This is a genomic window from Nocardioides pyridinolyticus, from assembly GCF_054653575.1.
Window position 1 is genome coordinate 45966 of record NZ_BAAIFY010000009.1, and the last position, 24241, is coordinate 70206.

General features: G+C 72.2%; 28 protein-coding genes and 1 pseudogene. 9 read left to right on the forward strand and 20 right to left on the reverse strand.

Annotated features, from left to right (window positions below; genetic code table 11):
- Both fabG and ACYQ0U_RS10260 read right to left on the reverse strand, forming a co-directional pair.
- The gene (gene fabG, locus ACYQ0U_RS10255) at positions 1-720 is read right to left on the reverse strand and encodes a 3-oxoacyl-ACP reductase FabG (protein WP_459972346.1); all 720 of its coding nucleotides are present in this window, start codon (positions 718-720) and stop codon (positions 1-3) included.
- Positions 721-761: 41 nt separating this feature from the next.
- Entirely contained in the window at positions 762-974 is a 213-nt protein-coding gene (locus ACYQ0U_RS10260; protein WP_459972348.1) for a dodecin, read from the reverse strand.
- Between the two features lie 64 nt (positions 975-1038).
- On the opposite strand from ACYQ0U_RS10260, the gene ACYQ0U_RS10265 reads away from it, so the two are divergent.
- The gene (locus tag ACYQ0U_RS10265; RefSeq protein ID WP_459972351.1) at positions 1039-1371 is read left to right on the forward strand and encodes a DUF3099 domain-containing protein; all 333 of its coding nucleotides are present in this window, start codon (positions 1039-1041) and stop codon (positions 1369-1371) included.
- Positions 1372-1504: 133 nt separating this feature from the next.
- Entirely contained in the window at positions 1505-1705 is a 201-nt protein-coding gene (locus ACYQ0U_RS10270) for an acetone carboxylase (RefSeq protein ID WP_459972354.1), read from the forward strand.
- Between the two features lie 18 nt (positions 1706-1723).
- Here the strand turns inward: ACYQ0U_RS10270 and moaA are convergent, their stop codons facing one another.
- A complete protein-coding gene (moaA, locus tag ACYQ0U_RS10275; protein ID WP_459972356.1) occupies positions 1724-2716 on the reverse strand; it encodes a GTP 3',8-cyclase MoaA in 993 nt (330 codons plus the stop codon).
- A gap of 95 nt (positions 2717-2811) precedes the next feature.
- Here moaA and ACYQ0U_RS10280 point away from each other — a divergent pair.
- A pseudogene (locus ACYQ0U_RS10280) lies at positions 2812-3516 on the forward strand (SURF1 family cytochrome oxidase biogenesis protein); the annotation flags it as partial.
- Between the two features lie 149 nt (positions 3517-3665).
- Here ACYQ0U_RS10280 and ACYQ0U_RS10285 read toward each other — a convergent pair.
- From ACYQ0U_RS10285 to abc-f, 5 genes are all read right to left on the reverse strand, one after another.
- Positions 3666-3752 carry a hypothetical protein gene (locus ACYQ0U_RS10285; RefSeq protein ID WP_459972520.1) on the reverse strand — a complete coding sequence of 29 codons (87 nt, stop codon included), beginning with the start codon at positions 3750-3752 and terminating at the stop codon, positions 3666-3668.
- Positions 3753-3817: 65 nt separating this feature from the next.
- Positions 3818-5710, reverse strand: a complete 1893-nt coding sequence (locus ACYQ0U_RS10290) for an ABC transporter ATP-binding protein (protein WP_459972358.1) — start codon at positions 5708-5710, stop codon at positions 3818-3820.
- 11 nt (positions 5711-5721) lie between these two features.
- Entirely contained in the window at positions 5722-6507 is a 786-nt protein-coding gene (locus ACYQ0U_RS10295) for an enoyl-CoA hydratase/isomerase family protein (protein WP_459972361.1), read from the reverse strand.
- 21 nt (positions 6508-6528) lie between these two features.
- On the reverse strand, positions 6529-7113 hold the full coding sequence (locus ACYQ0U_RS10300; RefSeq protein WP_459972363.1) for a maleylpyruvate isomerase N-terminal domain-containing protein: 585 nt from the start codon (positions 7111-7113) through the stop codon (positions 6529-6531).
- A 165-nt stretch (positions 7114-7278) separates the two neighbouring features.
- The gene (gene abc-f, locus ACYQ0U_RS10305) at positions 7279-8877 is read right to left on the reverse strand and encodes a ribosomal protection-like ABC-F family protein (protein WP_459972365.1); all 1599 of its coding nucleotides are present in this window, start codon (positions 8875-8877) and stop codon (positions 7279-7281) included.
- 136 nt (positions 8878-9013) lie between these two features.
- Between abc-f and ypfJ the strand changes: the two genes are divergently transcribed.
- Entirely contained in the window at positions 9014-9928 is a 915-nt protein-coding gene (gene ypfJ / locus ACYQ0U_RS10310) for a KPN_02809 family neutral zinc metallopeptidase (protein WP_459972367.1), read from the forward strand.
- A 7-nt stretch (positions 9929-9935) separates the two neighbouring features.
- Here the strand turns inward: ypfJ and ACYQ0U_RS10315 are convergent, their stop codons facing one another.
- The 12 genes from ACYQ0U_RS10315 to ACYQ0U_RS10370 form a co-directional block, all read right to left on the reverse strand.
- Positions 9936-11396: a carboxypeptidase-like regulatory domain-containing protein gene (locus ACYQ0U_RS10315; protein WP_459972369.1), complete on the reverse strand. Its 1461-nt coding sequence runs from the start codon at positions 11394-11396 to the stop codon at positions 9936-9938.
- Between the two features lie 63 nt (positions 11397-11459).
- On the reverse strand, positions 11460-12368 hold the full coding sequence (locus ACYQ0U_RS10320) for a phosphotransferase (RefSeq protein ID WP_459972371.1): 909 nt from the start codon (positions 12366-12368) through the stop codon (positions 11460-11462).
- Between the two features lie 10 nt (positions 12369-12378).
- Positions 12379-12888, reverse strand: coding sequence for a metallophosphoesterase family protein (locus tag ACYQ0U_RS10325; RefSeq protein WP_459972373.1), 510 nt, complete (start codon positions 12886-12888; stop codon positions 12379-12381).
- Positions 12885-13493 carry an acVLRF1 family peptidyl-tRNA hydrolase gene (locus tag ACYQ0U_RS10330; RefSeq protein ID WP_459972375.1) on the reverse strand — a complete coding sequence of 203 codons (609 nt, stop codon included), beginning with the start codon at positions 13491-13493 and terminating at the stop codon, positions 12885-12887. Before ACYQ0U_RS10330 ends, ACYQ0U_RS10325 begins: the two co-directional genes overlap by 4 nt.
- Before the next feature lie 14 nt (positions 13494-13507).
- A complete protein-coding gene (locus tag ACYQ0U_RS10335; protein ID WP_459972377.1) occupies positions 13508-13888 on the reverse strand; it encodes a metal-sulfur cluster assembly factor in 381 nt (126 codons plus the stop codon).
- A complete protein-coding gene (gene sufU, locus ACYQ0U_RS10340) occupies positions 13881-14336 on the reverse strand; it encodes a Fe-S cluster assembly sulfur transfer protein SufU (RefSeq protein ID WP_459972379.1) in 456 nt (151 codons plus the stop codon). Before sufU ends, ACYQ0U_RS10335 begins: the two co-directional genes overlap by 8 nt.
- A gap of 2 nt (positions 14337-14338) precedes the next feature.
- On the reverse strand, positions 14339-15589 hold the full coding sequence (locus tag ACYQ0U_RS10345) for a SufS family cysteine desulfurase (RefSeq protein ID WP_459972383.1): 1251 nt from the start codon (positions 15587-15589) through the stop codon (positions 14339-14341).
- Position 15590: 1 nt separating this feature from the next.
- The gene (gene sufC / locus ACYQ0U_RS10350) at positions 15591-16349 is read right to left on the reverse strand and encodes a Fe-S cluster assembly ATPase SufC (RefSeq protein WP_459972385.1); all 759 of its coding nucleotides are present in this window, start codon (positions 16347-16349) and stop codon (positions 15591-15593) included.
- Positions 16346-16681, reverse strand: a complete 336-nt coding sequence (locus ACYQ0U_RS10355) for a non-heme iron oxygenase ferredoxin subunit (protein ID WP_459972387.1) — start codon at positions 16679-16681, stop codon at positions 16346-16348. Before ACYQ0U_RS10355 ends, sufC begins: the two co-directional genes overlap by 4 nt.
- Entirely contained in the window at positions 16678-17844 is a 1167-nt protein-coding gene (gene sufD, locus ACYQ0U_RS10360) for a Fe-S cluster assembly protein SufD (RefSeq protein WP_459972389.1), read from the reverse strand. Before sufD ends, ACYQ0U_RS10355 begins: the two co-directional genes overlap by 4 nt.
- A 131-nt stretch (positions 17845-17975) precedes the next feature.
- On the reverse strand, positions 17976-19394 hold the full coding sequence (gene sufB, locus ACYQ0U_RS10365; RefSeq protein ID WP_459972392.1) for a Fe-S cluster assembly protein SufB: 1419 nt from the start codon (positions 19392-19394) through the stop codon (positions 17976-17978).
- Positions 19394-20089 carry a helix-turn-helix transcriptional regulator gene (locus tag ACYQ0U_RS10370; RefSeq protein ID WP_459972394.1) on the reverse strand — a complete coding sequence of 232 codons (696 nt, stop codon included), beginning with the start codon at positions 20087-20089 and terminating at the stop codon, positions 19394-19396. The genes sufB and ACYQ0U_RS10370 overlap by 1 nt, the downstream gene beginning before the upstream one ends.
- 131 nt (positions 20090-20220) lie before the next feature.
- Here ACYQ0U_RS10370 and ACYQ0U_RS10375 point away from each other — a divergent pair, with 131 nt between their 5' ends.
- Genes ACYQ0U_RS10375 through ACYQ0U_RS10395 form a run of 5 tightly spaced genes read left to right on the forward strand, consistent with a single transcriptional unit; the run spans position 20221 to position 24233 of the window.
- Positions 20221-21075: an ABC transporter ATP-binding protein gene (locus ACYQ0U_RS10375; protein WP_459972396.1), complete on the forward strand. Its 855-nt coding sequence runs from the start codon at positions 20221-20223 to the stop codon at positions 21073-21075.
- The gene (locus tag ACYQ0U_RS10380; RefSeq protein ID WP_459972398.1) at positions 21068-21841 is read left to right on the forward strand and encodes an ABC transporter permease; all 774 of its coding nucleotides are present in this window, start codon (positions 21068-21070) and stop codon (positions 21839-21841) included. The genes ACYQ0U_RS10375 and ACYQ0U_RS10380 overlap by 8 nt, the downstream gene beginning before the upstream one ends.
- Positions 21832-22716: a COX15/CtaA family protein gene (locus ACYQ0U_RS10385; protein ID WP_459972400.1), complete on the forward strand. Its 885-nt coding sequence runs from the start codon at positions 21832-21834 to the stop codon at positions 22714-22716. Before ACYQ0U_RS10380 ends, ACYQ0U_RS10385 begins: the two co-directional genes overlap by 10 nt.
- A 33-nt stretch (positions 22717-22749) precedes the next feature.
- Entirely contained in the window at positions 22750-23493 is a 744-nt protein-coding gene (locus ACYQ0U_RS10390; protein ID WP_459972402.1) for a histidine phosphatase family protein, read from the forward strand.
- Positions 23490-24233 carry an ADP-dependent NAD(P)H-hydrate dehydratase gene (locus ACYQ0U_RS10395; protein WP_459972404.1) on the forward strand — a complete coding sequence of 248 codons (744 nt, stop codon included), beginning with the start codon at positions 23490-23492 and terminating at the stop codon, positions 24231-24233. The genes ACYQ0U_RS10390 and ACYQ0U_RS10395 overlap by 4 nt, the downstream gene beginning before the upstream one ends.
- The last annotated feature ends 8 nt before the right edge of the window (positions 24234-24241 follow it).

Consider the following 24241-nt stretch of genomic DNA (forward strand, 5'->3'; position numbering starts at 1 on the left):
TCAGTGCCCCATTCCGAGTCCACCGTCGACCGGGATGACCGCCCCGGTGACGTACGCCGCGCCGGGGCCGGTCAGCCACAGCACCGTCTCCGCGATCTCCTCGACCGCGCCGTACCGCCCCAGCGGCACCTGCGCGAGGATCGCGGCCTTCTGGTCGTCGCTCAGCACGCCGGTCATGTCGGTCTCGATGAAGCCGGGCGCGACGACGTTCGCGGTGATCGAGCGCGAGCCGAGCTCCCGGGCGATCGAGCGGGCCATGCCCACGAGGCCGGCCTTGGAGGCGGCGTAGTTGACCTGCCCGGCCGAGCCGAGCAGCCCGACCACCGAGGAGATGAAGACGATCCGGCCGCGCCGGAGCCGCAGCATGCCCTTGGCGGCGCGCTTGGCGAGCCGGAACGAGCCCGTGAGGTTGGTGTCGAGCACCGAGGACCAGTCGTCGTCGGTCATCCGCAGCAGCAGCGTGTCGGCGGTGATGCCGGCGTTGGCGACCAGCACCTCGACCGGCCCGTGGGCCTCCTCGATCGTCGCGAAGGCCGCCTCGACCTGCGCGCCGTCGGTGATGTCGCACCGGACGTCGAGCGCGCCCTCGGGCGCGCCGCCGCTGCGCGTGGTCACGGCGACCTTGTCCCCGTTGGCGAGGAACGCCTCGGCGATCGCACGGCCGATCCCACGGTTGCCGCCGGTCACGAGGACCGACCTGGGCTCTGAAGCTTCGCTCACGTCAGCCGACGCTAGCGACTACCGCTGAGTACGCCGAAAGGTCAGTCGTCCTCGAGACGGAAGCCGACCTTCATGCCGACCTGGAAGTGCTCGACCTCGCCGTCCTTGATCTGGCCGCGCACCTGGGTGACCTCGAACCAGTCCAGGTGGCGCAGCGTGCGGCCGGCCCGCTCGACGGCGTTGCGGATGGCGGCGTCGATGCCCTCCGGGGAGGTGCCGACGATCTCGGAGACGCGGTAGGTGCGGTTCGTCATACCCCGACCCTAGGGCACGGACCGCGGGCCGAGCCGGTCCCGACCCCCGACGTAGGATGGATCAATGGCCAAGGACGTTCGTCGCAAGGGCGACGACGCGGTCCGGATCACCACGGCCGCCACCAGTCCGCAGGCGGACATCTCCGCCCGGCAGCGCCGCTACGTCATCTCGATGGCGATCCGGACGCTGTGCTTCCTCGCCGCGATCCTGGTCGGACCGGGCTGGCTGCGCTGGGTCCTCGTGGCGGCCGCCGTCCTGCTCCCGTACGTCGCCGTGGTGCTGGCCAACGCGACGTCGTCGAGGACCGACGCGTTCGAGCTCCGCAGCGATCAGCTCCGCACCGAGCTGCCGCCCGGTCGACCGGGCCCCGACCCCGGCGTCGAGGACAGGGACTAGCAACCCTTGGTCGCCGCCGGGGTCCGTGACACAATCGCTCGGCGAGCCGAGTCTCCCCCGTCTCGGTTCGCAGTGGTGCCGGACGGCTTCCCCCGTGGCTGTCCGGCACCGCTCCATTTCCAGGAAGGCACCCGTGAGCGACACCCCGACCGAGCCCGACATCTGCTCCGCGAAGGGCTGCCAGGCGCCCGCCGCCTGGGAGCTGCAGTGGAACAACCCCAAGCTGCACACCCCCGACCGCCGCAAGGTCTGGCTGGCCTGCGACGAGCACCGGCAGTCGCTCTCGGACTTCCTCGCCGCTCGTCAGTTCCTCAAGGACGTCGTCGCCCACTGAGCGCGCGCGACGAGTCGGTCAGCCGCCGATGGCGGACATCGGCCGGTCCGGCTGGAGGAACGACGGGTCGTCGATGCCGTGGCCGGCGCGCTTGCCGCGCATCGCCACCACCCAGCGCTCGGCGATGTCCTCGTCGCTCGCACCACCGCGCAGCGCGGCCCGCAGATCGGACTCCTCACGGGCGAACAGGCAGTTGCGGACCTGGCCGTCGGCGGTGAGCCGCACCCGGTCGCAGTCGCCGCAGAACGGGCGGGTCACGCTCGCGATCACGCCGACGGTGGCGGGACCGCCGTCGACCGTGAACAGCTCGGCCGGGGCGCTCCCCCGCGGCTCGGCCGCCGGGGCCAGCGTGAACTCCGCCTCCAGTCGGGCAAGGATCTCGTCGGCGGTCACCATGCCCTCGCGGCTCCAGCCGTGCTGGGCGTCGAGCGGCATCTGCTCGATGAACCGGAGCTGGTAGCCCTCGCCGATCGCCCAGCGCACCAGCTCGGGCGCCTGGTCGTCGTTGACGCCGCGCATGAGGACCGCGTTGACCTTCACCGGTCCCAGCCCGGCCTCGTGGGCGGCGGCGAGGCCGGCGAGGACGTCGGCCAGCCGGTCGCGGCGGGTGATCTCGTGGAACGACGCGCGCCGGATGCTGTCCAGGCTGACGTTGACCCGGTCGAGGCCGGCGTCGGCCAGGGCGTGCGCCGTACGCGCCAGGCCCAGGGCGTTCGTGGTCAGCGAGGTCTCGACGCCCAGGGCGCTCGTGCGCCGCACGATGTCGACCAGGCCGCGGCGTACCAGCGGCTCCCCGCCGGTGAAGCGCACCTCGCGGATCCCGAGCCGCTCGACGCCGATCGTGACCAGCCGGACGACCTCGTCGTCGGTGAGCACGTCGTCGTTCGGCAGCCAGTCCAGGCCCTCCGCGGGCATGCAGTACGAGCACCGCAGGTTGCACCGGTCGGTCAGCGAGACCCGCAGGTCGGTCGCGACCCGGGCGTAGCGGTCTTCGAGCTTCCACGTCTGCACCCCTGCAGTCTAGGCCGACCGGGCCAGCCCGTGCGCGTGTCCGGCCGACCCCGCCCGCCGACGGCCCCGCAAGGGCCGCCGGATAGCCTCGACGCGTGCGGTCGTGGCGCTTCCTGCTCACGCGACGGTGGGTGCTCTTCGCACTCGTCGTCGTGCTGCTCTGCTACGCCGCGTGGTGGCTCGGCCAGTGGCAGTTCCACCGCCTCGAGGACCGCCAGGAGAGCAACGCGGTCGTCCGGGCCAACGAGGACCGCGCTCCCGCGCCCGTCGAGGACGTCCTCTCCCCCGGAGCCGCCGTCGCCGAGGACGACGAGTGGCGCCAGGTCACCGCGACGGGCGAGTACGACGCCGACGAGACCGTCCTGGTGCGCTACCGCACCCGCGACGGCGAGTCCGGGGTCGACATCGTGGTGCCGCTGGTGACCGCCGACGGCACGGCGCTCCTCGTGGACCGGGGCTGGATGCGCACCGAGAACCAGGGCGCCGGCCCGGTCGACGTGCCGCAACCTCCCGACGGCGAGGTCACCGTGGAGGGGTGGGTCCGCGCGGATGCGACCGGCGACAGCACGGCCGTCGACGACCACTCCACGCGGGCGATCTCCAGCGAGGAGATCGGCCCGGTGATCGGGCACCCGGTGTTCGGCGGGTTCGTCGAGCTGCGCTCCGAGGACGGCGAGCCGGCCCAGGACCTCGAGCCGGTCGAGCTGCCCGAGCTCGACAACGGCCCGCACTTCTTCTACGGACTCCAGTGGTGGTTCTTCGGGCTGCTCGCGATCGTCGGCTTCGCCTACCTGGCGTGGGACGAGCGGCGCTCCGCCCGCCGCGGCGAGGAGCCGGGCAGCAGCGAGGCGCTCGACGAGCGCAAGCGCCGGCGCGCGGAGAAGAACGCGAAGAAGCAGGCCGTGCGCGCGGCGTACCAGCGGGCGTACGAGAAGGAGCGCGCGGAGCGTCAGAGCGCCCGCAGCATGCCGCCGTCGACCGGGACCATCGCCCCGGAGACGAACGACGACGCGGGCGAGAGCAGGAGCGCGGCCACTCGCCCGAACTCCCCCGGCTCGCCGTAGCGCCCGACCGGGGTCGCCCGCAGCGCCGCAGTGCCGGTCAGGCCGAGGTCCGCGACCCTTCCACCGGGTCGTCGAGGAACTGGGTGCGGTAGAGGTCGGCGTACAGCCCGCCCTCGGCGAGCAGGCTCGCGTGGGTGCCGCGCTGCACGACCCGGCCCTCGTCCACGACCAGGATCTGGTCCGCGTCGCGGACGGTCGAGAGCCGGTGCGCGATGACGAGCGAGGTCCGCCCCTCGAGCGCCGCGTCGAGGGCGCGCTGCACGGCGGCCTCGGACTCGCTGTCGAGGTGCGCGGTCGCCTCGTCGAGCACGACGATCGACGGCGCCTTGAGCAGCAGGCGGGCGATCGCGAGCCGCTGCCGCTCGCCGCCGGAGAGACGGTAGCCGCGGTCGCCGACGACCGTCTCGAGACCGTCGGGCAGCCCGCGGACCAGGTGCGCGATCTGGGCGGCCTCGAGGGCGTCCCAGACCTCGACGTCCGTGGCGCCCGGGCGCGCGTAGAGCAGGTTCGCCCGGATCGTGTCGTGGAACATGTGCGCGTCCTGGGTGACGTAGCCGACGACGTCCTCCAGCGACTGGAGGGTCACGTCGCGGACGTCCTGGCCGCCCACCCGGACGGCGCCGCCGCCCACGTCGTACAGCCGGGCGACGAGGTGGGTGATCGTGGTCTTGCCGGCGCCCGAGGGCCCGACGAGCGCGACCATCTGGCCCGGCTCGGCGACGAAGCCGATGTCGGTGAGCACCGGGCCGGAGTCGCGCGACTCGGTGCGCGCCACCGCCTCCAGCGAGGCCAGCGAGATCTCGTCGGCGCGCGGGTAGGCGAACGCCACGTGGTCGAACTCGAGGCGGGAGGCGGTCCGCGGCAGCACCGTCGCGTCCGGCTTCTCCTGGATCATCGACGGCAGGTCGAGCACCTCGAAGACGCGCTCGAAGCTCACCAGCGCGGTCATCACGTCGATGCGCACGTTCGAGAGGCTCTGGAGCGGGCCGAGGAGCCGCAGCAGCAGCGTCGCGAGCGCCACGAGGGTGCCGACGGTCAGGGTCCCGTCGATCGCGAGCTGACCGCCCACACCGTACACGAGGGCCGTCGCGAGCGCCGGCACCATCATCATCGCCGCGGCGAAGATGCGGGTGAGCAGCGAGATGCGGACGCCGAGGTCGCGGACCGTCGCGGCCTTGGTCGCGAACAGCGCGTCCTCCTCTCCGCGCCGGCCGAAGAGCTTGAGCAGCATCGCGCCACCGACGTTGAAGCGCTCGGTCATCGCGTTGCCCATGTCGGCATTGCCGTCCATCTGCTCGCGGGTGAGCCCGGCGAGCCGGTGGCTGACCCACCGCGAGGTCAGCAGCAGCAGCGGGAAGATCGCCAGGCACAGCAGGGTGACCTGCCAGCTGAGCGCGATCATGGCGATGCCGACCACGATCACCGAGATCGTGCTGGCGACCGTGCTGGACAGGGTCGAGGTGAAGGCGCGCTGGGCGCCGACCACGTCGTTGTTCAGCCGCGAGACCAGCGCGCCGGTCTGGGTGCGGGTGAAGAAGGCCAGGGACTGCCGCTGCACGTGCCCGAAGACGCGGGTGCGCAGGTCGTAGATCAGGCCCTCGCCGATCCGCGAGGACAGCCAGCCCTCGCCGACCGACAGCAGCGCGCTGAACAGCGCCACGCCGGCCATCGCGAGCGACAGCGTCACCACGAGGTTGCGGTCGCCGGCGACGATCCCGTCGTCGATGATCCGCTGCGCGAGCAGCGGCGCGACGACCACCAGGCCGGCGTCGATGACGGTCAGCGCGAGGAAGAACGTGATCAGCCGGCGGTGCGGCCGGGCGAACCCGAGGACGCGGCGCACGGTGCCGCGCTCGATGCGGTTGTGGACCACGCTCCGGTCCGAGCGGAGGTGTCGCCAGGCGGCGCCCGCTCCCATCATCCCCGACATCGGGACCTCCCCTACTGCATCAGTGCCGCGAGCTCCCGGAACCGCCGGGTCTGCGCCTCGCGCTCGAGGCGTCGCTGCTCGTCGAGGCTCCGGTCGGGGGCTCCCTGGAGCAGCGCCTTGGTCGCACGGACCGCGCCGGGCATCGGCGCGGTGAGGGCGGCTGCGAGGTCCGCGACGGTCGCATCCAGCTCGGCGGCGGGTACGGCGGTCAGCGCGAGGCCGATGTCGACTGCCTCGGCCGCGCCGACCATCCGCGCGGTCGCGCAGATCTCGAGTGCCCTGGCGTAGCCAACGCTCTCGACCAGCGGCTTTGTTCCCGTCAGGTCGGGCACCAGTCCGAGCGCGGACTCCTTCATGCAGAACTGGGCATCGTCCGCGGCCACGCGCAGGTCGCAGGAGAGCGCGAGCTGGAAGCCGGCGCCGATCGCGAAGCCCTGCACCGCGGCGATGGACACGAAGCGGGGGTCACGCAGGAACGTGAAGCCCTGCTGGTAGGCGTCGATGGTCGCCGAGAGCTCCTCGTCGGACAGACCGAGCAGTCCCGCGACCGACTCCTCGCCGGAGGTGTTGGTGGGGTCGAGCATCGACCGGTCGAGGCCGGCCGAGAACGAGTGGCCCGAGCCCTTCACGACCACCACGCGCACGTCGTCGCCGATCTCGGCGCCCAGGGCGGCGAGCGCCCGCCACATGGTGGGGGTCTGCGCGTTGCGCACGTCGGGCCGGTGGAGGGAGATCGTGGCGACCGGCCCGTCGACGTCGTAGGTCAGGCCGGCGGCGAGCAGGGTCTGGGCGTCCATGGTGCGCACCCTATGCGGGGCTCACCCGTCCGCCGGCAGCCGGTCGGCCAGGCTGGCGCCGTCGAGCTCGGTGACGGTCGCCCGGGCCAGCCCGAGCGCACTCGGCGGCACCGGGGCGTCGGCGAGGAGGTCGAGCTGGTGGAGGACGTCCTCGACCGCCCAGATGGCGAGGAAGTCACCGGCGGTGAACACGTGGCCCTGCCAGGCGTAGTGGCCCTCCGCGCACCCGGCACCACCGCGGCGCACCGCGTCGGCGACGTCCCGCAGCTGCTGCCGCGCGGAGTCGGGGCGCACGAACGCCGCAGACCGGCGCCGCTGCGCCATCAGCGGAACCACCGGGTCGGTGTCGGCGTGCTCGTCCTCGAAGGCCCGCCAGTAGGACGCGGCATCGACGGTCGGGGGGCCGTCGACCGGCGACACGAAGCCGCCCAGCATCTCCTGCCAGCCCGCGACGACGTGGGCCACCACGTCCAGCCGGGTCCAGCCGTGGCAGCGGGACGCCCCCAGCAGGTCCCACTCCGAGAAGCCGTCCGCGGCGCACACGAACGCCGTCACCGACTCGGCGAACGCCGTCCGACCGGTCGCCAGGTCCACGGTGAGTGCCATGGCACCGACCCTAGAGCCCGCCGCCGATTCATCACGGTAGGCAGGCGAGCTGGCACTCCCCGCGGTGGGTATGGCGCGGGGAGTGACGACTCACCCACCTCCCGTGATGATTTGTCAGCGGAGGCGCGCCTCCCACCGGCCGCGCCGGCCGAAGCGGACCACCCCTCAGGCGAGCGAGACCAGGTCGGCGTACTCGGCGTTCCAGAGGTCCTCGACGCCGTCGGGGAGGATCAGCACCCGGTCCGGCTCGAGCGCGAAGACCGCGCCCTCGTCGTGGGTGACCAGGATGATCGCGCCCTCGTAGCTGCGGATCGCGGCCAGCACCTCCTCGCGGGAGGCCGGGTCGAGGTTGTTGGTGGGCTCGTCGAGGAGCAGCACGTTCGCGCTCGAGACGACCAGGGACGCGAGCGCGAGCCGCGTCTTCTCGCCGCCGGAGAGCACCTTGGCCGGCTTGTGCGCGTCCTCGCCGGAGAACAGGAACGAGCCGAGCACCGAGCGCGCCTCGGTGTCGGTGAGCTGCGGCGCCGAGCTCTGCATGTTCTCCAGCACCGTGCGGTCGACGTCGAGCGTCTCGTGCTCCTGGGCGTAGTAGCCGATCTTCAGCCCGTGCCCGGGCACCACCTCGCCGGTGTCCGTCTGGTCGACCCCGGCCAGGATGCGCAGCAGCGTGGTCTTGCCGGCGCCGTTGAGGCCGAGGATGACCACGCGGGAGCCCTTGTCGACGGCCAGGTCGACGTCGGTGAACACCTCGAGGGAGCCGTAGGACTTCGACAGCTCCGACGCCGTCAGCGGGGTCTTGCCGCAGGCGGCCGGGGCGGGGAACTTGATCCGCGCGACCTTGTCGGCCTGCCGCTCCCCCTCGACCCCGGCCATCAGCTTCTCGGCGCGCTTGAGCATCGACTGGGCAGCCTGCGCCTTCGACGCCTTGGCGCGCATCTTGTTGGCCTGGTCGGTGAGGGTCTTGGCCTTGTTCTCGGCGTTCATCCGCTCGCGCTTGCGGCGCTTCTCGTCGGTCTCGCGCTGGGCGAGGTAGGCCTTCCAGCTCATGTTGTAGACGTCGATCTCGGCCCGGTTGGCGTCCAGGTGCAGCACCCGGTTGACCGTCGCCTCGAGCAGCCCGTTGTCGTGGCTGATCACGATCAGCCCGCCCTTGTGCGCCTTGAGGAACTCACGCAGCCACACGATCGAGTCGGCGTCGAGGTGGTTGGTCGGCTCGTCGAGCAGCAGCGTCTCCGCGCCCGAGAACAGGATCCGGGCGAGCTCGACCCGGCGCCGCTGGCCGCCGGAGAGCGTCTTGAGCGGCTGGCCGAGCAGCCGGTCCTCGATGCCCAGGCTGTGCGCGATCTGCGCGGCCTCCGACTCCGCGGCATAGCCCCCGCCGGCGTGCAGCTCGGCGTCGGCGCGCTCGTAGCGGCGCATGGCCCGCTCCCGCACCTTGACGTCGTCGCTGGCCATCTCGGCCTCGGCCTGGCGGAGGCGGCGTACGGCGTCGTCGAGGCCCCGCGCGGACAGGATGCGATCGCGCGCGAGGACGTCGGGGTTGCCGATGCGCGGGTCCTGCGGCAGGTAGCCGACCTCGCCGGTGGCCTGGACGGTGCCCGAGGCAGGCAGCGCCTCGCCGGCCAGGATCTTCGTGAGCGTGGTCTTGCCGGCACCGTTGCGCCCGACCAGACCCACCTTGTCGCCGGCGGCGACGCGGAAGCTGACGTTCTCCATGAGCAGACGCGCGCCAGCGCGGACTTCCAGCTGGTGGGTGGTGATCATCCGGGGTCCCCGCGGAAGCGTGAGATGGAGGAGCGAAGCGGGGGAAGCTCGCGGTTCCGTGGGGTGAGGATCATGACTGTGGAGATCCTAGATGTGGGTACGGTCCAGGGAAGAATCGGTTCTCACAGGAGGTCGGATGCGGTTCAACCCGAAGGCGCGGCTCAGCACCCGGCGGATGGGCGACGCCGGTCGCTCGGGCGCGCGGAGCGGTGGCGGCGCCGGCCTCCCCATCCCGGGCGGACTGGCCGCGGGCGGCGGTGTCACCGGCCTGATCGTGGTCGTGATCATCGTCGCCATCAGCATGTTCACCGGCGGTGGCGGCGGCCCCACCGGCTCCGGGTACGACACCTCCCGGATGTCGGACACCGGTCGCTACGAGCACTGCAAGACCGGTGAGGACGCGAACAACGACGTCGACTGCGCGCGCGTGGCGGTCGAGAACTCGCTCTACGACTTCTGGTCGGACACCCTGCAGGGCTTCGAGCCGGCGAAGAAGGTCGAGACGTTCAGCGGCGGCGTCGGAACCGGGTGCGGCAACGCCTCCTCGGACGTCGGCCCGTTCTACTGCCCGGTCGACCAAACGATCTACCTGGACACCACGTTCTTCGACGAGGTCCTCGAGCGCCGGCTCGGCGGTCCGGACGGCGGGTTCGTCGAGCCCTACGTGCTCGCGCACGAGTACGGCCACCACATCCAGAACCTCCTCGGCACGATGGGCAAGGTGAAGACCCAGCAGGGCCCTAACAGCGACGCCGTGCGGCTCGAGCTCCAGGCCGACTGCTACGCCGGCATGTGGGCGCGCGCCGCGACCACCACCGAGGACGAGGACGGCAACGTCCTCATCAGCCAGCTCACCCAGGAGGACATCCAGCAGGCGATCGAGGCGGCCGCGGCCGTCGGCGACGACCGGATCCAGCAGCGGTCGGGTGGCTCGGTCGACCCCGACTCCTTCACCCACGGGTCGGCGGAGCAGCGCGTGAAGTGGTTCCGGGTCGGCTACGAGAACCGGTCGCTGCGGGACTGCGACACGTTCGCCGCAGGAACGCTCTGAGCTCGGGTCACCGCACCCTGATCGTCACCGACGTCGGCCGGTACCCCGCGGCTGCGACCGTGAGGCGGTAGCGCTTCGGCTTGACCGACGGGCGGACCACGACGACCGCCTTGCCCCGTCCGTTGGTCGTCACGGATCGGCCCCGGAACGTGACCGCTGCACCGGCCACGGGGTCGCCGGCGTCGGTGACGGTCACGGTGACCCGCCCCTTGTCCAGCTTCTTCGGGCTGCGTCGCGCGGAGAGCGCCGGGAGGACCTGGCGGGCGTAGATGGTCGGTCGTGCCGCGGTGGTCTGGGCGTTGACCACCAGGCTCAACGGACCGCGCGACCCCTCGCACGCGGTCAGCCACACGCTGGTCGACGGCCCGCCGGGCTGGGTCACGTGCTGCACCGGGCCCAGCCGCCCGACGTCCCGGCTGGTCCGTACCGCGTGCAGGCGGTGGTCGCCGATCGTGCGCCACGAGAGCCACAGCCGGCCCGCCGTGGACGGCGTCAGGCACAGGTGGCTGGCCGCGGCTCCCGTGTCGATCGTCAGGCGCTCGGACGTGCCGACCTTCCACAGGCGGATCGTGCTGCTGGTCGGGTAGCCGACCAGGTACGCCAGCCACACCCCACCGCCCGCGCGCTCGGCCAGCGCGACCGGCTGGCCGGTGCCGGTCGAGCGGCCCGAGCCGTCGCTCGATCCCGGCGCCTTCAGCAGCCCGCCGTTCGGCTGGGGCCACATCCGCTGCACGAACGTCCCGGCCTGGTCGTCGTCGGTCGCACCCAGGGAGTACCACGCGACGTAGACCTCGTCGGTCGCGGTGTCGCGGGCGAAGGCCACGTCCACGGGCGCACCCTGGACCTCGGTGGCGCGCAGGTCCGGCGCCGTGGCGGGGACGGTCGCATCCACGCCCCGGTGGACGATCACCCCACCCGAGAACCCGCCCTTGGCGAAGAACGGCGTACCGCCGGCGTCGATGGCCGCGATGCCGACGCTCCCGCTGCCCGCGGCCGTGCTCTGCGAGAGCGAGCCGCTGCCGGGCGTCCACGACTCACCGTCGCTGCTCTCGGCGAACACCGCGGGGCCGGTGTGGTCGGAGAACGGATCAGGATGGATGCCGGCGAACACCACCCGCCGCGCCCCTGCGGGCCCGATCACCTTGGGGTCGTCGATGATGGCGGGCCATCCCGTGACCACCGGGAGGACGGGAGACTCGACGGCGCCGCCGGCGTCGAGCAGCCGGGTCCGCACCGAACGGCCGTCGCCGTCGGTCTGCGACCACACCACCTGGAGGCTCCCGGCCAGGCGCGCCACCCCGGGCTGCGTGCCCGAGCTGACCGGGCCCGACACCTCGACCCATCCCCCGCCGGTGACGGCCGAGTGCGGTGGTTCGCCAGCGCGCTCGGCCAGCGCCGAGGTGGCCGGCAGGACCGCGGGAAGCAGTAGGCCTGAGCTGATGAGTGCGGTGACGCCTCGTGGTCGCATGGGCTCCACCCCCGGCCTCCGACGATAGGAGCGACCACCGAACGCGGCCATACGCCAAATTGGCTAACTCTCCACGAGGGCCTCGATGTGCGGGAACTGCCGCTGGAGCGCGCGCAGGTGCGGCGCCACGGAGGGGTGCCGGTACTTGCCCGCCAGCGCGCCCTCTCCCCCTGCGACCCGGGCCAGCGCCCACTCCGCGCGGTTGAGGACCGTGTACACCGCGGTCACCCGGGCACCCAGCGTGACCTCGTCGCGGGTGGCGAGGCCCTCGGGCATCCCCATGAGGTAGGCGTCGAGCAGCGGCTCGAGCTCCTCACGGGCCGCGAGCGCGAAGTAGCCGAGGTCGGAGCCCACCGGGCCGGTCCCCAACATCGCCCAGTCGATCGCCACCACGTCGTCGGCGTCGCGCCCCGGCAGGTTGGCGGGCACGGCGTCGCCGTGGGTCGGCACCTGGACGAGCGCGTCCGCGCGGGCGAGCAGCTCCGCGCGGCGGCTCCAGAGGACGTCGGCCACGTCGGCGACCGTCGTCCGCGCCAGCGTGCGCCAGCCGCCGTGGCGCTCGACGCGGGCCATCCGGTCCCGGAGCAGGTTGCGGGCGAGCCACGGCTGCGGGGCGAGGTGCTCGCCGGCGAACCGGCCCAGCGAGTGCGCGACGAACAGGCCGCTGGTGGCGGCGTTCTCGACCCACTCCTCGGTGATCGTGAGGCCGTCCGCGTCCTCCTCGACCGCGGAGAGCCGGGGCGCGCGCAGGCCCGCGGTCTCGAGCACGAGCCCGGCGGCGATCACGTCGGCCGCGCGCCGCCAGTAGGCGAAGTGCCGCGGGTCGGAGAGCTCGGCCGGGTCGCCCTCGGTGGGCGCGCTGATCCGCTTGACGACCACCGCCTGGTCCCCGAGCACCGTACGCCAGACGCCCACGGTCGACCCGCCGGCGCCACCGGGGAGTGCGACCCACCCGGGCTGGGGCTGCCACATGGCTGGAACGCTAGTGCACCCGCGGCGGAAGTCGGTGGAGGTCGACGCCCAGGAGGACCCCGTCGTCGACGGAGGCGGTCATGTAGGTGCAGTACGGCTGCCGCCGGCGGTCCGTGGGCGAGCCCGGGTTGAGCAGCCGCAGCCCGGTCTCGGTGGTGGTGTCCCACGGGATGTGGCTGTGCCCGAAGACCAGCACGTCGACATCGGGGTACGCCGCCGAGCAGCGTCGCTCCCGACCCGCCTTGCCGCCCGTCTCGTGGACCACGGCGAGCCGCAGGCCCTCGATCTCGGCCCGGGCGACCTCGGGCAGCCGTCGACGCAGCTCCGCGCCGTCGTTGTTGCCGTAGCAGGCCACCAGCCGCGCCGACCGGGCCTCGAGCTCGTCGAGCAGCGCGACGTCGACCCAGTCGCCGGCGTGCACGACCACATCGGTCCGGGCCACCTCGTCCCAGACCCGGGCCGGCAGGTCCTTCGCCCGCTTGGGCAGGTGGGTGTCCGCGAGCAGCAGCACGTCGGTCATGCGTTGACGACCTCGATCCTCGCGGCCTGCGCGTCGGCGACCGCCTGCTCGAGCACGCTCCTCCGCGGGTCCGGCACGGCGAGCCAGTCGCTCGTCCGCGTGACCTTGGCGAGGCGGGCGTCGCTGAGCACCTCGTCGACGGCGCCGTGGTCGCCGCCGGTCACGAGCGGGCCGGTCAGGTCGCCGAGGATCCGCGCGGCGTGGTCGGCGGCCGCCTCGTAGGCCTGCCGCGCCTGGTTGTCCCGCCGCCGCGCGAACCGCTGCTGGCTCTGCCCGCCGGCCTTCGTGCGGCCCTGGACGTGGCGCTGGCCGACCTTGCTGCCGGTCGTGGCCGTGCCGCTCAGCCGGGCGACGGCGAAGCCGCCCTTGCGGACGAGCAACACGCCCCAGTCGTCGGGGGCGCCCAGGGCGTTGCCGAACGCAGCGGCATCGGGCTGGCCGGCGTACTCCTCGTCGAAGGGCAGCCGCGCCTCGAACGTGCTGCCGTCCTCGGCCTTCCCGGTCAGCGCTCCCCCGGTCACGGCGAGCGCGGTCGCGCCGTGGCGGGACGCGAAGTTCTCGACCCAGCGCACGACGCGGTCGGCCGGCACGAGGACGATGGGCACGCGGCGAGTCTAGGTCAGACGTTGAACCCCAAGGCCCGCAGCTGCTCGCGGCCGTCCTCGGTGATCTTGTCGGGGCCCCACGGGGGCATCCAGACCCAGTTGATCGCGACGTCGTTGGCCAGGCCCTCGAGGGCGCCGTTGGTCTGGTCCTGGATGACGTCGGTGAGCGGGCAGGCCGCGGAGGTCAGCGTCATGTCGATGACCACGTTGGAGTGCTCGTCGACGTGCACGCCGTAGACGAGGCCGAGGTCCACGACGTTGATGCCGAGCTCGGGGTCGACGACGTCCTTCATCGCCTCGGTGACGTCCTCGACGGTGGCGGTCGCGGTGCCACCGCCACCGGCGCCACCGGCAGCGGCCTCCGGGACCTCGGGCAGGTCAGAGTGGTCAGCCATCAGAGCTCTCCTCCAGGGATCGGGCGGTGGCGTCCTTCCAGGCCATCCACGACAGTAGTGCGCACTTCACGCGCGCCGGGAACTTCGCGACACCGGCGAAGGCGATGCCGTCCTCCAGCACGTCCTCGTCGGGCTCGACGGTCCCCTTGCCCTGCATCAGGGTCAGGAACGTCTCGTGGACCGACATCGCGTCGTCGACCTTCTTGCCGATGACGAGGTCGGTCAGCACGGAGGCCGAGGCCTGCGAGATCGAGCAGCCCACGGCGTCGTACGACACGTCCTCCACGACGCCGTCGGCGATGTGCACGCGCAGCGTGACCTCGTCACCGCAGGTCGGGTTCACGTGGTGGACCTCCGCCTCGTAGGGCTCCCGCAGGCCCTGGTGGTGGGGGTTCTTGTAGTGGTCCAGGATGATCTCCTGGTACAGCGCGTCGAGCTCCTGAGTCATCGTCACCCCAACTTGAAGTACGAGCGGGTGTATTCCAGGCCCTCGACCAGCGCGTCGATCTCGGCCGGCGTCGTGTAGAGGTACGACGACATCCGGGTCGAGCTCTGCACGCCGAACCGCGCGTGCGCGGGCTTCGCGCAGTGGTGGCCGGCCCGGACGGCGATGCCGCGGGAGTCGAGCACCTGGGCGATGTCGTGCGGGTGCACACCGTCGATCTCGAAGGAGATCGCGCCGCCGCGCGACGCCGCGTCGAGCGGGCCGAGCACGGTCAGGCCGGGCACGGTCTGCAGGCCCTCGAGGGCGTACGCCGTGATCGCCTGCTCGTGGCGGTGGATCGCGTCCATCCCGATGTGGGAGAGGTAGTCGACCGCGGCACCGAGGCCGACGGCCTCCACGATCGGCGGGGTGCCGGCCTCGAACCGGTGCGGTGCCTTGGCGTAGGTCGAGCCCTCCATGCGGACGGTCTCGATCATCTCGCCGCCGCCGTGGAACGGCGGGAGCTCGTTGAGCAGCTCCTCGCGACCCCACAGCACGCCGATGCCGGTCGGGCCGACGACCTTGTGGCCGGTGAAGACCAGGAAGTCGCAACCGGTGGCCGCCACGTCGACCGGCAGCTGCGGCGCGGCCTGCGAGGCGTCGATGACCGAGTACGCGCCGACCGCCGCGGCCCGCGCCACCAGGTCCTCGACCGGGTTGATGGTGCCGAGCATGTTCGAGACCCAGGTGAACGCGACGACCTTGGTGCGCTCGTCGACCAGGGCGTCGGCGTTCGCGAGGTCGAGCCGGCCGTCCTCGGTCAGCCCGAACCAGCGCAGCTCCGCGCCCGCTCGCTCGCAGGCCAGTTGCCACGACACGATGTTGGAGTGGTGCTCCATCTCGGTGATCACGACGTTGTCGCCGGGGCCGAGGTCGATCGTGCGCGCGAGCAGGTTGAGCGCCTCGGTGGCGTTCTTGGTGAACACGACCTCGTTGCGCGACGGGGCGTTGAGGAACGCGGCGACCCGGTCCCGCGCGGCCTCGTAGGCCTCGGTCGCCTCGGCGCCGAGGGTGTGCATCGCCCGGGCGATGTTCGCGTTGTGCCGCTCGAGGTGGTCGACCATCGTGTCGATCACCACCTGCGGCTTCTGCGAGGTGTTCGCGCTGTCGAGGTAGACCAGCGGCAGCCCGCCCGCGACCGTGCGGCCCAGGATCGGGAAGTCGGCGCGGATCACCTCCAGCTCGGGGAGGAGGCCGGCCAGCTGGGTCTGGGTCATGTCAGACGCCCGCCTTCAGGAAGCGCTCGTAGCCGTTGGCCTCCAGCTCCTCCGCGAGCTCCGGGCCGCCGGACTCGGCGACCTTGCCGTCGACGAAGACGTGCACGTGGTCGGGCTCGATGTAGCGCAGGATCCGGGTGTAGTGCGTGATCAGCAGGACGCCCTTGCCCTCCTGGCCGCGGAACCGGTTCACGCCCTCGGACACGATCTTGAGCGCGTCGATGTCGAGGCCGGAGTCGGTCTCGTCGAGGATCGCGAACTTGGGGTCGAGCAGCTCGAGCTGCGCGATCTCGTGGCGCTTCTTCTCACCGCCGGAGAAGCCCTCGTTGACCGAGCGCTGCGAGAACGTCGGGTCGAGGTTGAGGTGGCCCAGCGCGGTGTTGACGTCCTTGACCCACGTGCGCAGCTTCGGCGCCTCGCCGTCGATGGCGGTCTTGGCGGTGCGCAGGAAGTTAGCGACCGAGACGCCGGGGACCTCGACGGGGTACTGCATCGCCAGGAACAGCCCGGCGCGCGCCCGCTCGTCGACGGACATCTCGAGGACGTCCTCGCCGTCGAGGGTGACGGTGCCGCCGGTGACGGTGTACTTCGGGTGGCCCGCGATGGAGTACGCCAGGGTGGACTTGCCCGACCCGTTGGGGCCCATGATCGCGTGCGTCTCGCCGTCCTGGATCGTCAGCGTGACGCCCTTGAGGATCTCCTTCGGCCCGTCCTCGGTGTCGACAGACACCTGCAGGTCCTTGATCTCCAACGTGCTCATGAGGGGGTGACTCCGTTCAGGGTGGTGGTGGTGTCCACGAAGATGTCGTCGCCGCGGACCTCCAGCGGGAAGGTGGCGACAGGCTCGGTGGCCGGCAGGCCGGTGGGCTTGCCGGTGCGGAGGTCGAAGCGCGAGCCGTGCAGCCAGCACTCGACCGTGCAGTCGGCGACCTCGCCCTCGCTCAGCGCGACCGCTGCGTGGGAGCAGAGGTCCTGGAGCGCGAAGAACTCGTCGCCGTCGCGGGCGACCGCGACGTCGTAGGCCCCGACGGTGACCCCGAGGGCCTCGTCGGTGGGGACGTCGCCGACCGCGCAGGCGCGCTCGAAGGTCACTGCCCAGACTCCTGAGTGGAGTCCTTGAGGAGGTTCTTGGCCAGCTCGGTCTCGACGGTCTCGAGGAGCTGCTCCTCGATCGAGGGGATCCCGACCTTGCGGATCAGGTCGTTGAAGAAGCCGTGCACGACCAGGCGGTGCGCCTCCTTCTCCGAGACACCGCGCGAGCGCAGGTAGAACAGCTGCTCGTCGTCGAAGCGCGCGGTCGCGGACGCGTGGCCCGCGCCCTCGATCTCGCCGGTCTCGATCTCGAGGTTCGGCACCGAGTCCGCCTGGCAGCCGTCCGAGAGGACCAGGTTGCGGTTCTCCTCGTAGGTCTCGATGCCCTCGGCGACCTTGCGGATCAGCACGTTGCCGATCCAGACCGTGTGGGCGCCCTCGCCCTGGAGCGCGCCCTTGTACATGACGTGGCTCTTGGTCTTGGGCGCGTTGTGGTCGGCGAACAGCCGGTGCTCGAGGTGCTGGCCGGCGTCGGCGAAGTACAGGCCGAGCAGCTCGGCGTCGCCGCCGGGGCCGGCGTACTCGACGTTGGCGTGCATGCGCACCAGGTCCCCGCCGAAGGAGATCGAGGTGTGCTTGACGGCGGCGTCGCGGCCGACCCGGATCGCGTCGCGGCCCAGGTGGACGGCGTCGTCCTCCCAGTCCTGGAGCGACAGGACGTTCGCGGCCGCGCCGTCGCCCACCAGCACGGTGGTCAGCGCCGCGTAGCGGGCCGAGCCGGTGTGCACGATCGCGACCGTGGCCTGCGCATGGCGCCCGACGCGGATGACCAGCCGGCCCCAGACCAGGTCCTCGACCGACTCGCCGTGCAGGCGCAGCACGATCGGCTCGGCGATCTCGGCCTCGGCCGGGACGTCGAGCAGCAGCGCGCCGCCGGCGTTCGCCGCGGCCAGCGCGGCCGGCCGGTCGTTGGGGGCCAGCTCGCCCAGCTCGACCGCCTGCTCGGCGGTGATCTCGGTCAGCGTCACGCCCTCGGGCAGCGTCGTCGTCCACGTCAGGGCGGCGTCGGACGCCTCGCCGTCGAGGATCCCGCCCAGCCGCTTGAGCGGCGTGAAGCGCCAGATCTCCTCGCGACCGGTCGGCATCGGGTGGTCCGCCAGGTCGTAGGACCCGGGCGGGTTCAAGTGGCTCTCGATGCGGTCCTGCTCGAGGGCGGAGGACACGCTCTCTCGAGCGGTGTCAGTGACAGTCACTACAACGTCTACTTTCGTTTCGGTCTGGTGCGGGGCCGCAACCACAGGGCCCCTCCCCACGGTGCGGTCGGCGGCATCGTCAGCGCCTCCGGCGCTGACGATCAGCCGACCGCGCCCTCCATTTGAAGCTCGATCAGGCGGTTCAGCTCGAGGGCGTACTCCATCGGGAGCTCCTTGGCGATCGGCTCGACGAAGCCGCGCACGATCATCGCCATCGCCTCGTCCTCCTCCATGCCACGCGACATGAGGTAGAAGAGCTGGTCGTCGGAGACCTTCGAGACGCTCGCCTCGTGGCCCATCGACACGTCGTCCTCGCGGATGTCGACGTAGGGGTAGGTGTCGGAGCGGCTGATCTGGTCGACCAGCAGCGCGTCGCAGAGCACGTTCGACTTCGAGCCGTGCGCGCCCTCGTTGACCTGGATCAGGCCCCGGTACGACGTCCGGCCACCGCCGCGGGCGACCGACTTCGACAGGATCGAGGACGAGGTGTGGGGCGCCGCGTGCACCATCTTGGCGCCGGCGTCCTGGTGCTGGCCCTCGCCCGCGAACGCGATCGACAGGGTCTCGCCCTTGGCGTGCTCGCCCATGAGGTAGATCGCGGGGTACTTCATCGTCACCTTGGAGCCGATGTTGCCGTCGACCCACTCCATGGTCGCGCCGGCCTCGCAGGTGGCGCGCTTGGTGACGAGGTTGTAGACGTTGTTCGACCAGTTCTGGATGGTCGTGTAGCGGCAGCGGCCGCCCTTCTTCACGATGATCTCGACGACCGCGGAGTGCAGCGAGTCCGAGCTGTAGATCGGCGCGGTGCAGCCCTCGACGTAGTGCACATAGGCGTCCTCGTCGACGATGATCAGCGTCCGCTCGAACTGGCCCATGTTCTCGGTGTTGATCCGGAAGTAGGCCTGGAGCGGGATGTCGACGTGCACGCCCTTCGGCACGTAGATGAACGAGCCGCCCGACCACACCGAGGTGTTGAGCGCGGCGAACTTGTTGTCACCGACCGGGATGACGGTGCCGAAGTACTCCTTGAAGAGGTCCTCGTGCTCCTTCAGCGCGGTGTCGGTGTCGAGGAAGAGGACGCCCTTCTCCTCCAGGTCCTCGCGGATGGAGTGGTAGACGACCTCGGACTCGTACTGCGCGGCGACGCCCGCGACGAGGCGCTGCTTCTCCGCCTCCGGGATGCCGAGCTTGTCGTAGGTGTTCTTGATGTCCTCGGGGAGCTCCTCCCACGAGGTCGCCTGCTTCTCGCTGGAGCGGACGAAGTACTTGATGTTGTCGAAGTCGATCCCCGAGAGGTCCGAGCCCCAGTTGGGCATCGGCTTGCGGTCGAAGAGTTTGAGGCCCTTCAGGCGCAGGTCGAGCATCCACTGCGGCTCGCTCTTCTTCGAGGAGATGTCGCGCACGACCTCCTCGTTGAGACCGCGCTTCGCGGCCGCGCCGGCGACATCGGTGTCGCTCCAACCGAACTCGTAGCGTCCGATGCCCTCGAGCTCGGGATTGCGCTCGTCGATGGTGGTCATCAGCTGACCCGCTCCTTCGTGTTGGAGGTATTCGTCGATGTGCTGGGAATGCAGGTGGTGCAGACCCCGTCGCCGTGGGCGATCGTGGCCAGGCGCTGGACGTGGCGGCCGAGGATCCTGCTGATCGCCTCGGTCTCCGCCTCGCACAGCTGCGGGAACTCGTGGGCGACGTGGGCGACCGGGCAGTGCTGCTGGCACAGCTGCTCCCCGACCACCGGCAGCTCACGCACCGCGGCGGCGTACCCCTCGTCGGTGAAGATCTGCGCCAGGATCTCGGCCGATCCCAGCTCGGGGTGCTCCGCGCGGACGCCCTCGAACCGCTCCTGGATGAACGCCACGCGGCGGGTCGCGAATTCCCGGACGGCGTCGTCGCCTCCGGTCTCGCGCAGGAACCGCAGGGCCTGGACGGCGAGGTCGTCGTACTTCTGGTCGAACCGGTCGCGCCCCGCCTCGGTCAGCGCGAAGGCCTTGGCGGGCCGGCCGCGGCCCCGGTGCGCGGCGCTGCGCGGCTCGCGGGCCTCGACGGCGCCGTCCACGACCAGCTGGTCGAGGTGGCGGCGGACCGCCGCCGGGGTGAGGTCGAGCCGGTCGGCGAGCGCCGCCGCGGTCGAGGGGCCGTTGACGAGGATCGACCGGGCGACGCGCTCACGCGTCGGCTGGTCGTGCCCCGGCACGGGGACCTCGTCGAATTCCACAACAACAGTGTGCCGTTATTGGTTCGGACGCTTCAAGGAAGGCAACCCTTACCTGACGCACCACCGCACCGGACGGCACCGACGGAGGGCGTGTGCCGGGCCACATGACCCCCGTCCCTAGACTGACGGCCGTGTCCGGAGCCTCCCCTGCCGTCTCCGTCGACGGCCTGGTGATGAGGTACGGCGACAAGGTGGCCGTCGACGGGCTCTCGCTCGCCGTCGAGCGGGCCACGATCACCGCGGTCCTCGGCCCCAACGGCGCCGGCAAGACCACCACGCTGGAGACCTGCGAGGGCTACCGACGCCCGCAGCGGGGAGTGGTCCGGGTGCTCGGCCTGGACCCCGTGCGCGACCGCCGCGCCCTCCTCCCCCGCATCGGCGTGATGCTCCAGGGCGGCGGCGCGTGGAGCGGTGTCCGCGCGATGGAGATGCTCGACCACATCGCGCGGCTGCACGCGCACCCGCTCGACACCGGCCTGCTGGCCGAGCGCCTCGGCCTCGAGGAGTGCGGGCGGACGCCGTACCGGCGGCTCTCCGGCGGCCAGCAGCAGCGCCTGGCGCTCGCCATGGCGCTCGTGGGGCGTCCGGAGATCGTGTTCGTCGACGAGCCGACCGCGGGCATGGACCCGCAGGCGCGACGCACGACCTGGGACCTGCTGCGCGAACTGCGCGAGTCCGGCGTCACCGTCGTGCTCACGACCCACTACCTCGACGAGGCCGAGCAGCTGGCGGACCAGGTCCACATCATCGACCGGGGGCGGCTGATCGCCTCCGGGACGCCGGCCGAGCTCACGCGGGGCACGTCGGCGACCGTGCGCCTCGTCGTCGACCAGGAGCTGCCGGCGAGCGCCGAGGCCGCGCTGCGGGCCTCGATCGACCGGTGGAGCGCCGAGCACGCCGTCGGCGTGCGGTCGATCGACTTCGGCTCCCGCACGCTCGAGGACGTCTTCCTGGAGCTGACCGGGCGGGACATCCACCATGACTGACCTCGACTTCACCGCCCGTCCCGGGGCGGCCCGGCTGTCGCGCCAGGTGCTGGCGCAGGCGCGGATGGAGGCGCGGCTGATGCTGCGCAACGGCGAGCAGCTGCTGCTCGCCGTGGTCATCCCCGTCCTCGTGCTCATCGGCGGCGTCACCGCCGGCGAGCACCTCTCCCTCGACCTCGAGACCGCCAAGCCGCTCGTCGACATCTTCACGCCCGGCGTCATCGCGCTCGCCGTCATGTCGACCTCCTTCACGTCGCTGGCGATCGCCACCGGCTTCGAGCGGCGGTACGGCGTGATCAAGCGGCTCGGCAGCTCGCCGCTCCCCCGCTCCGGCCTGCTCGCCGGCAAGATCGGCGCGCTGCTGCTCGTCCAGCTCCTCCAGGTCGTCGTCATCGGCGGCGTCGGCCAGCTGCTCGGCTGGACGCCCGAGCCGGGTGTGCTCGGCGTCGCGCTCGCGATCGTCCTCGGGACCGCGGCGTTCGCCTCTCTCGGCCTCTTCCTCGCCGGCGCCTTCCGCGCCGAGGCGACCCTGGCCGTCGCGAACCTGGTCTACCTGCTGCTGATGGCCGGGGGCGCCGTCGTCCTCCCCTTCAGCGCGTACGGCGCGTTCGGCGACGTCGTCTCGTGGCTGCCCTCGGGCGCGCTGGGCGAGGCCATGCGCGTCGCGTTCATCGACGGCGGCATCGCCTGGCGCGAGCTCGGGGTGCTCGCCGGGTGGGCCGCCGTCGGCACGATCCTGACTGCGAGGACCTTCAAGTGGGAGTGAGAGAGCGGCTGCGCCACCTCGACGACTGGCTCGTCGGCTGGGCGTGGGCGTCGATCGTCGCCAACATCGGCATCGTGGTCACCGGCGGCGTCGTCCGGCTGACCGGCTCGGGCCTGGGCTGCCCGACCTGGCCGAAGTGCACCGAGGAGTCGTTCACGCCGCACGGCGCCTACGACCTGCACTCGACCATCGAGTTCGGCAACCGGCTCCTCACCTACGTGCTGGTCGCGATCGCGGTCGCGACGTTCGCCGCGGCGCTCCAGTCCCGGCGCAAGGACCTGCTGACGCTGTCCGTCGTGATGGCGCTCGGCATCCCCGCCCAGGCGGTCATCGGCGGCATCACCGTGCTCACCGACCTCAACCCGTGGATCGTCTCGCTGCACCTGCTCTGCTCCATGGCGATCATCGGGATCGCCACGCTCTTCCTCCAGCGGGTACGCCGCCCCGCTCCGCCGGCACCGGCGCACGGTCCCCTCGTGTGGCTGGCGTGGGGCACCTTCGCCACGGCCTGGTCGGTCCTCTACGTCGGCACGATCGTGACGGGCTCGGGTCCGCACGCCGGCGACGCGGACGCGAAGCGCAACGGACTCGACCCGCTCCAGTGGAGCCAGATCCACGCCGACGTCGTGTTCCTCCTCCTCGGGCTCACCATCGGCCTCCTGCTGGCGGCCATGGCGCTGCGCCAGCCGGCCGCCACCGTCCGTGCGGCCGCCGTGCTGCTCGTCGTCGAGCTCGCGCAGGGCCTGATCGGCTTCGTGCAGTACTTCACCGACCTCCCCGTCGTGCTCGTCGGCTTCCACATGCTCGGCGCGGCCCTCGTCTCGGCCACCGTGACCTGGGCGCTCATCCAGGTGCGGGAGCCGGCGGAGGCCTGACCGGGCTGCGACCAGGCACAGGACCATCGCCGGGTGGGTACCCGCACTCTCGTGGAGCCGAGATGGTGCAGTCCCCCCGAGTCGATCACGCTGGTGCGGCACGGCGAGAGCATGGGCAACCGCGCGGACGAGGCCGCGCGGAGCGGGCAGGCCGAGGAGCTCGAGCTCACGGCCCGCGACGCCGACGTCGAGCTCTCCCCGCTGGGCCACGAGCAGGCCGACGCCGTCGGCATGTGGCTGGCCGACGTCTCCGAGGAGTGGCGGCCGTCGGTGGTGATCAGCTCGCCGTACCGCCGGGCGCTCGACACCGCCCGTGCCGCGGTCGAGCCCCTCGGCCTCCCCGTGGTGCTGGACGAGCGGGTCCGGGAGCGCGACCTCGGCGTCCTCGACGGCCTGACCGGGCGCGGCATCCGGGCGCGCTACCAGCAGGAGGCGGCCCGCCGGGACAAGCTCGGCAAGTTCTACTACCAGCCGCCCAGCGGCGAGAGCTGGGCCGACGTCGCCCTGCGGGTCCGCAGCTTCCTCCACGACCTCGCGCACGGGTACGAGGGCGAGCGGGTGTGGGTGTTCACGCACCAGGCCGTGATCATGGCGTTCCGCTACGTGCTCGAGGGCATCGAGGAGCGGCGGCTGCTCGAGATCGACCGCGAGGTGCAGATCCCCAACGCCTCGCTCACACGCTTCCGGCGGACGGACGCCGGCTTCGCGCTGGAGATGTTCGCCGACGCCCGGGCCGTGGCGCGCGAGACGGCCGTCACCGAGGAGGACAGCGCGTGAGCGCCGATGCCGAGGTGGTGACCCCGGCGCTGCTGCGGTCCTGGCCGCTCGACGAGCCGGGAGCCGGCAAGGAGGCGCGGGGCGAGCTGCTCGTGCTCGGCGGCAGCGCGAGCACGCCGGGGGCGGCGCTGCTGGCGGGCGAGGCCAGCCTGCGCGCCGGAGCCGGCAAGCTCGTCATCGCCACCGCACGGACGGTCGCCGCACCGACGGCCGTCGCGGTCCCGGAGGCCCGGGTCGTCGGTCTGGCCGCGCACGACGACGGGTCGATCACCGCGGGCGCCGCCGACGCGGTCGCCCACCTCGCGGCCGGCAGTGCGGCGGTGCTCGCCGGTCCGGGACTCGTCGACGCCGACCGGGCCGTCGCCCTGCTCGGCGACGCGCTGGGCACGGCGTACCTCACCGCCGAGCACGCGCTGACCGCCGCCCGCGACCTCGCCAGCCGGTGCGGCGCGGTCGTCCCGGCCGGCGGGACCTGCAAGTACGTCGCCGCACCGGACGGCCGCGCGTGGGTCGTCGAGGGCGGCGGCCCCGGGCTGGGGGTCTCCGGGTCCGGCGACGTGCAGGCCGGCATCGTCGCCGGACTGCTGGCCCGCGGCGAGGAGCCGGCGCGGGCCGCCGTGTGGGGGGCCTACCTCCACGCGCGAGCGGGCGAGCGGCTGGCGGGATCCGTCGGCCAGGTCGGCTACCTCGCCCGCGAGCTGCCGGGCACCGTGCCCACGGTCCTGGGCGAGCTGCGCTGAGGTCCGGA

Excerpts from the sequence above, each read along its gene's own strand:
- ACYQ0U_RS10265 (WP_459972351.1), top strand. The coding sequence starts at position 1,039 with ATGGCCAAGGACGTTCGTCGCAAGGGCGACGACGCGGTCCGGATCACC.
- abc-f (WP_459972365.1), bottom strand. The coding sequence starts at position 8,877 with ATGATCACCACCCACCAGCTGGAAGTCCGCGCTGGCGCGCGTCTGCTC.
- ACYQ0U_RS10320 (WP_459972371.1), bottom strand. The coding sequence starts at position 12,368 with ATGTGGCAGCCCCAGCCCGGGTGGGTCGCACTCCCCGGTGGCGCCGGC.
- ACYQ0U_RS10290 (WP_459972358.1), bottom strand. The coding sequence starts at position 5,710 with ATGTCGGGGATGATGGGAGCGGGCGCCGCCTGGCGACACCTCCGCTCG.
- ACYQ0U_RS10295 (WP_459972361.1), bottom strand. The coding sequence starts at position 6,507 with ATGGACGCCCAGACCCTGCTCGCCGCCGGCCTGACCTACGACGTCGAC.
- ypfJ (WP_459972367.1), top strand. The coding sequence starts at position 9,014 with ATGCGGTTCAACCCGAAGGCGCGGCTCAGCACCCGGCGGATGGGCGAC.
- sufB (WP_459972392.1), bottom strand. The coding sequence starts at position 19,394 with ATGACCACCATCGACGAGCGCAATCCCGAGCTCGAGGGCATCGGACGC.
- ACYQ0U_RS10260 (WP_459972348.1), bottom strand. The coding sequence starts at position 974 with ATGACGAACCGCACCTACCGCGTCTCCGAGATCGTCGGCACCTCCCCG.
- ACYQ0U_RS10380 (WP_459972398.1), top strand. The coding sequence starts at position 21,068 with ATGACTGACCTCGACTTCACCGCCCGTCCCGGGGCGGCCCGGCTGTCG.
- sufC (WP_459972385.1), bottom strand. The coding sequence starts at position 16,349 with ATGAGCACGTTGGAGATCAAGGACCTGCAGGTGTCTGTCGACACCGAG.
- sufU (WP_459972379.1), bottom strand. The coding sequence starts at position 14,336 with ATGACTCAGGAGCTCGACGCGCTGTACCAGGAGATCATCCTGGACCAC.
- ACYQ0U_RS10335 (WP_459972377.1), bottom strand. The coding sequence starts at position 13,888 with ATGGCTGACCACTCTGACCTGCCCGAGGTCCCGGAGGCCGCTGCCGGT.
- ACYQ0U_RS10325 (WP_459972373.1), bottom strand. The coding sequence starts at position 12,888 with ATGACCGACGTGCTGCTGCTCGCGGACACCCACCTGCCCAAGCGGGCG.
- ACYQ0U_RS10300 (WP_459972363.1), bottom strand. The coding sequence starts at position 7,113 with ATGGCACTCACCGTGGACCTGGCGACCGGTCGGACGGCGTTCGCCGAG.
- ACYQ0U_RS10315 (WP_459972369.1), bottom strand. The coding sequence starts at position 11,396 with ATGCGACCACGAGGCGTCACCGCACTCATCAGCTCAGGCCTACTGCTT.
- ACYQ0U_RS10345 (WP_459972383.1), bottom strand. The coding sequence starts at position 15,589 with ATGACCCAGACCCAGCTGGCCGGCCTCCTCCCCGAGCTGGAGGTGATC.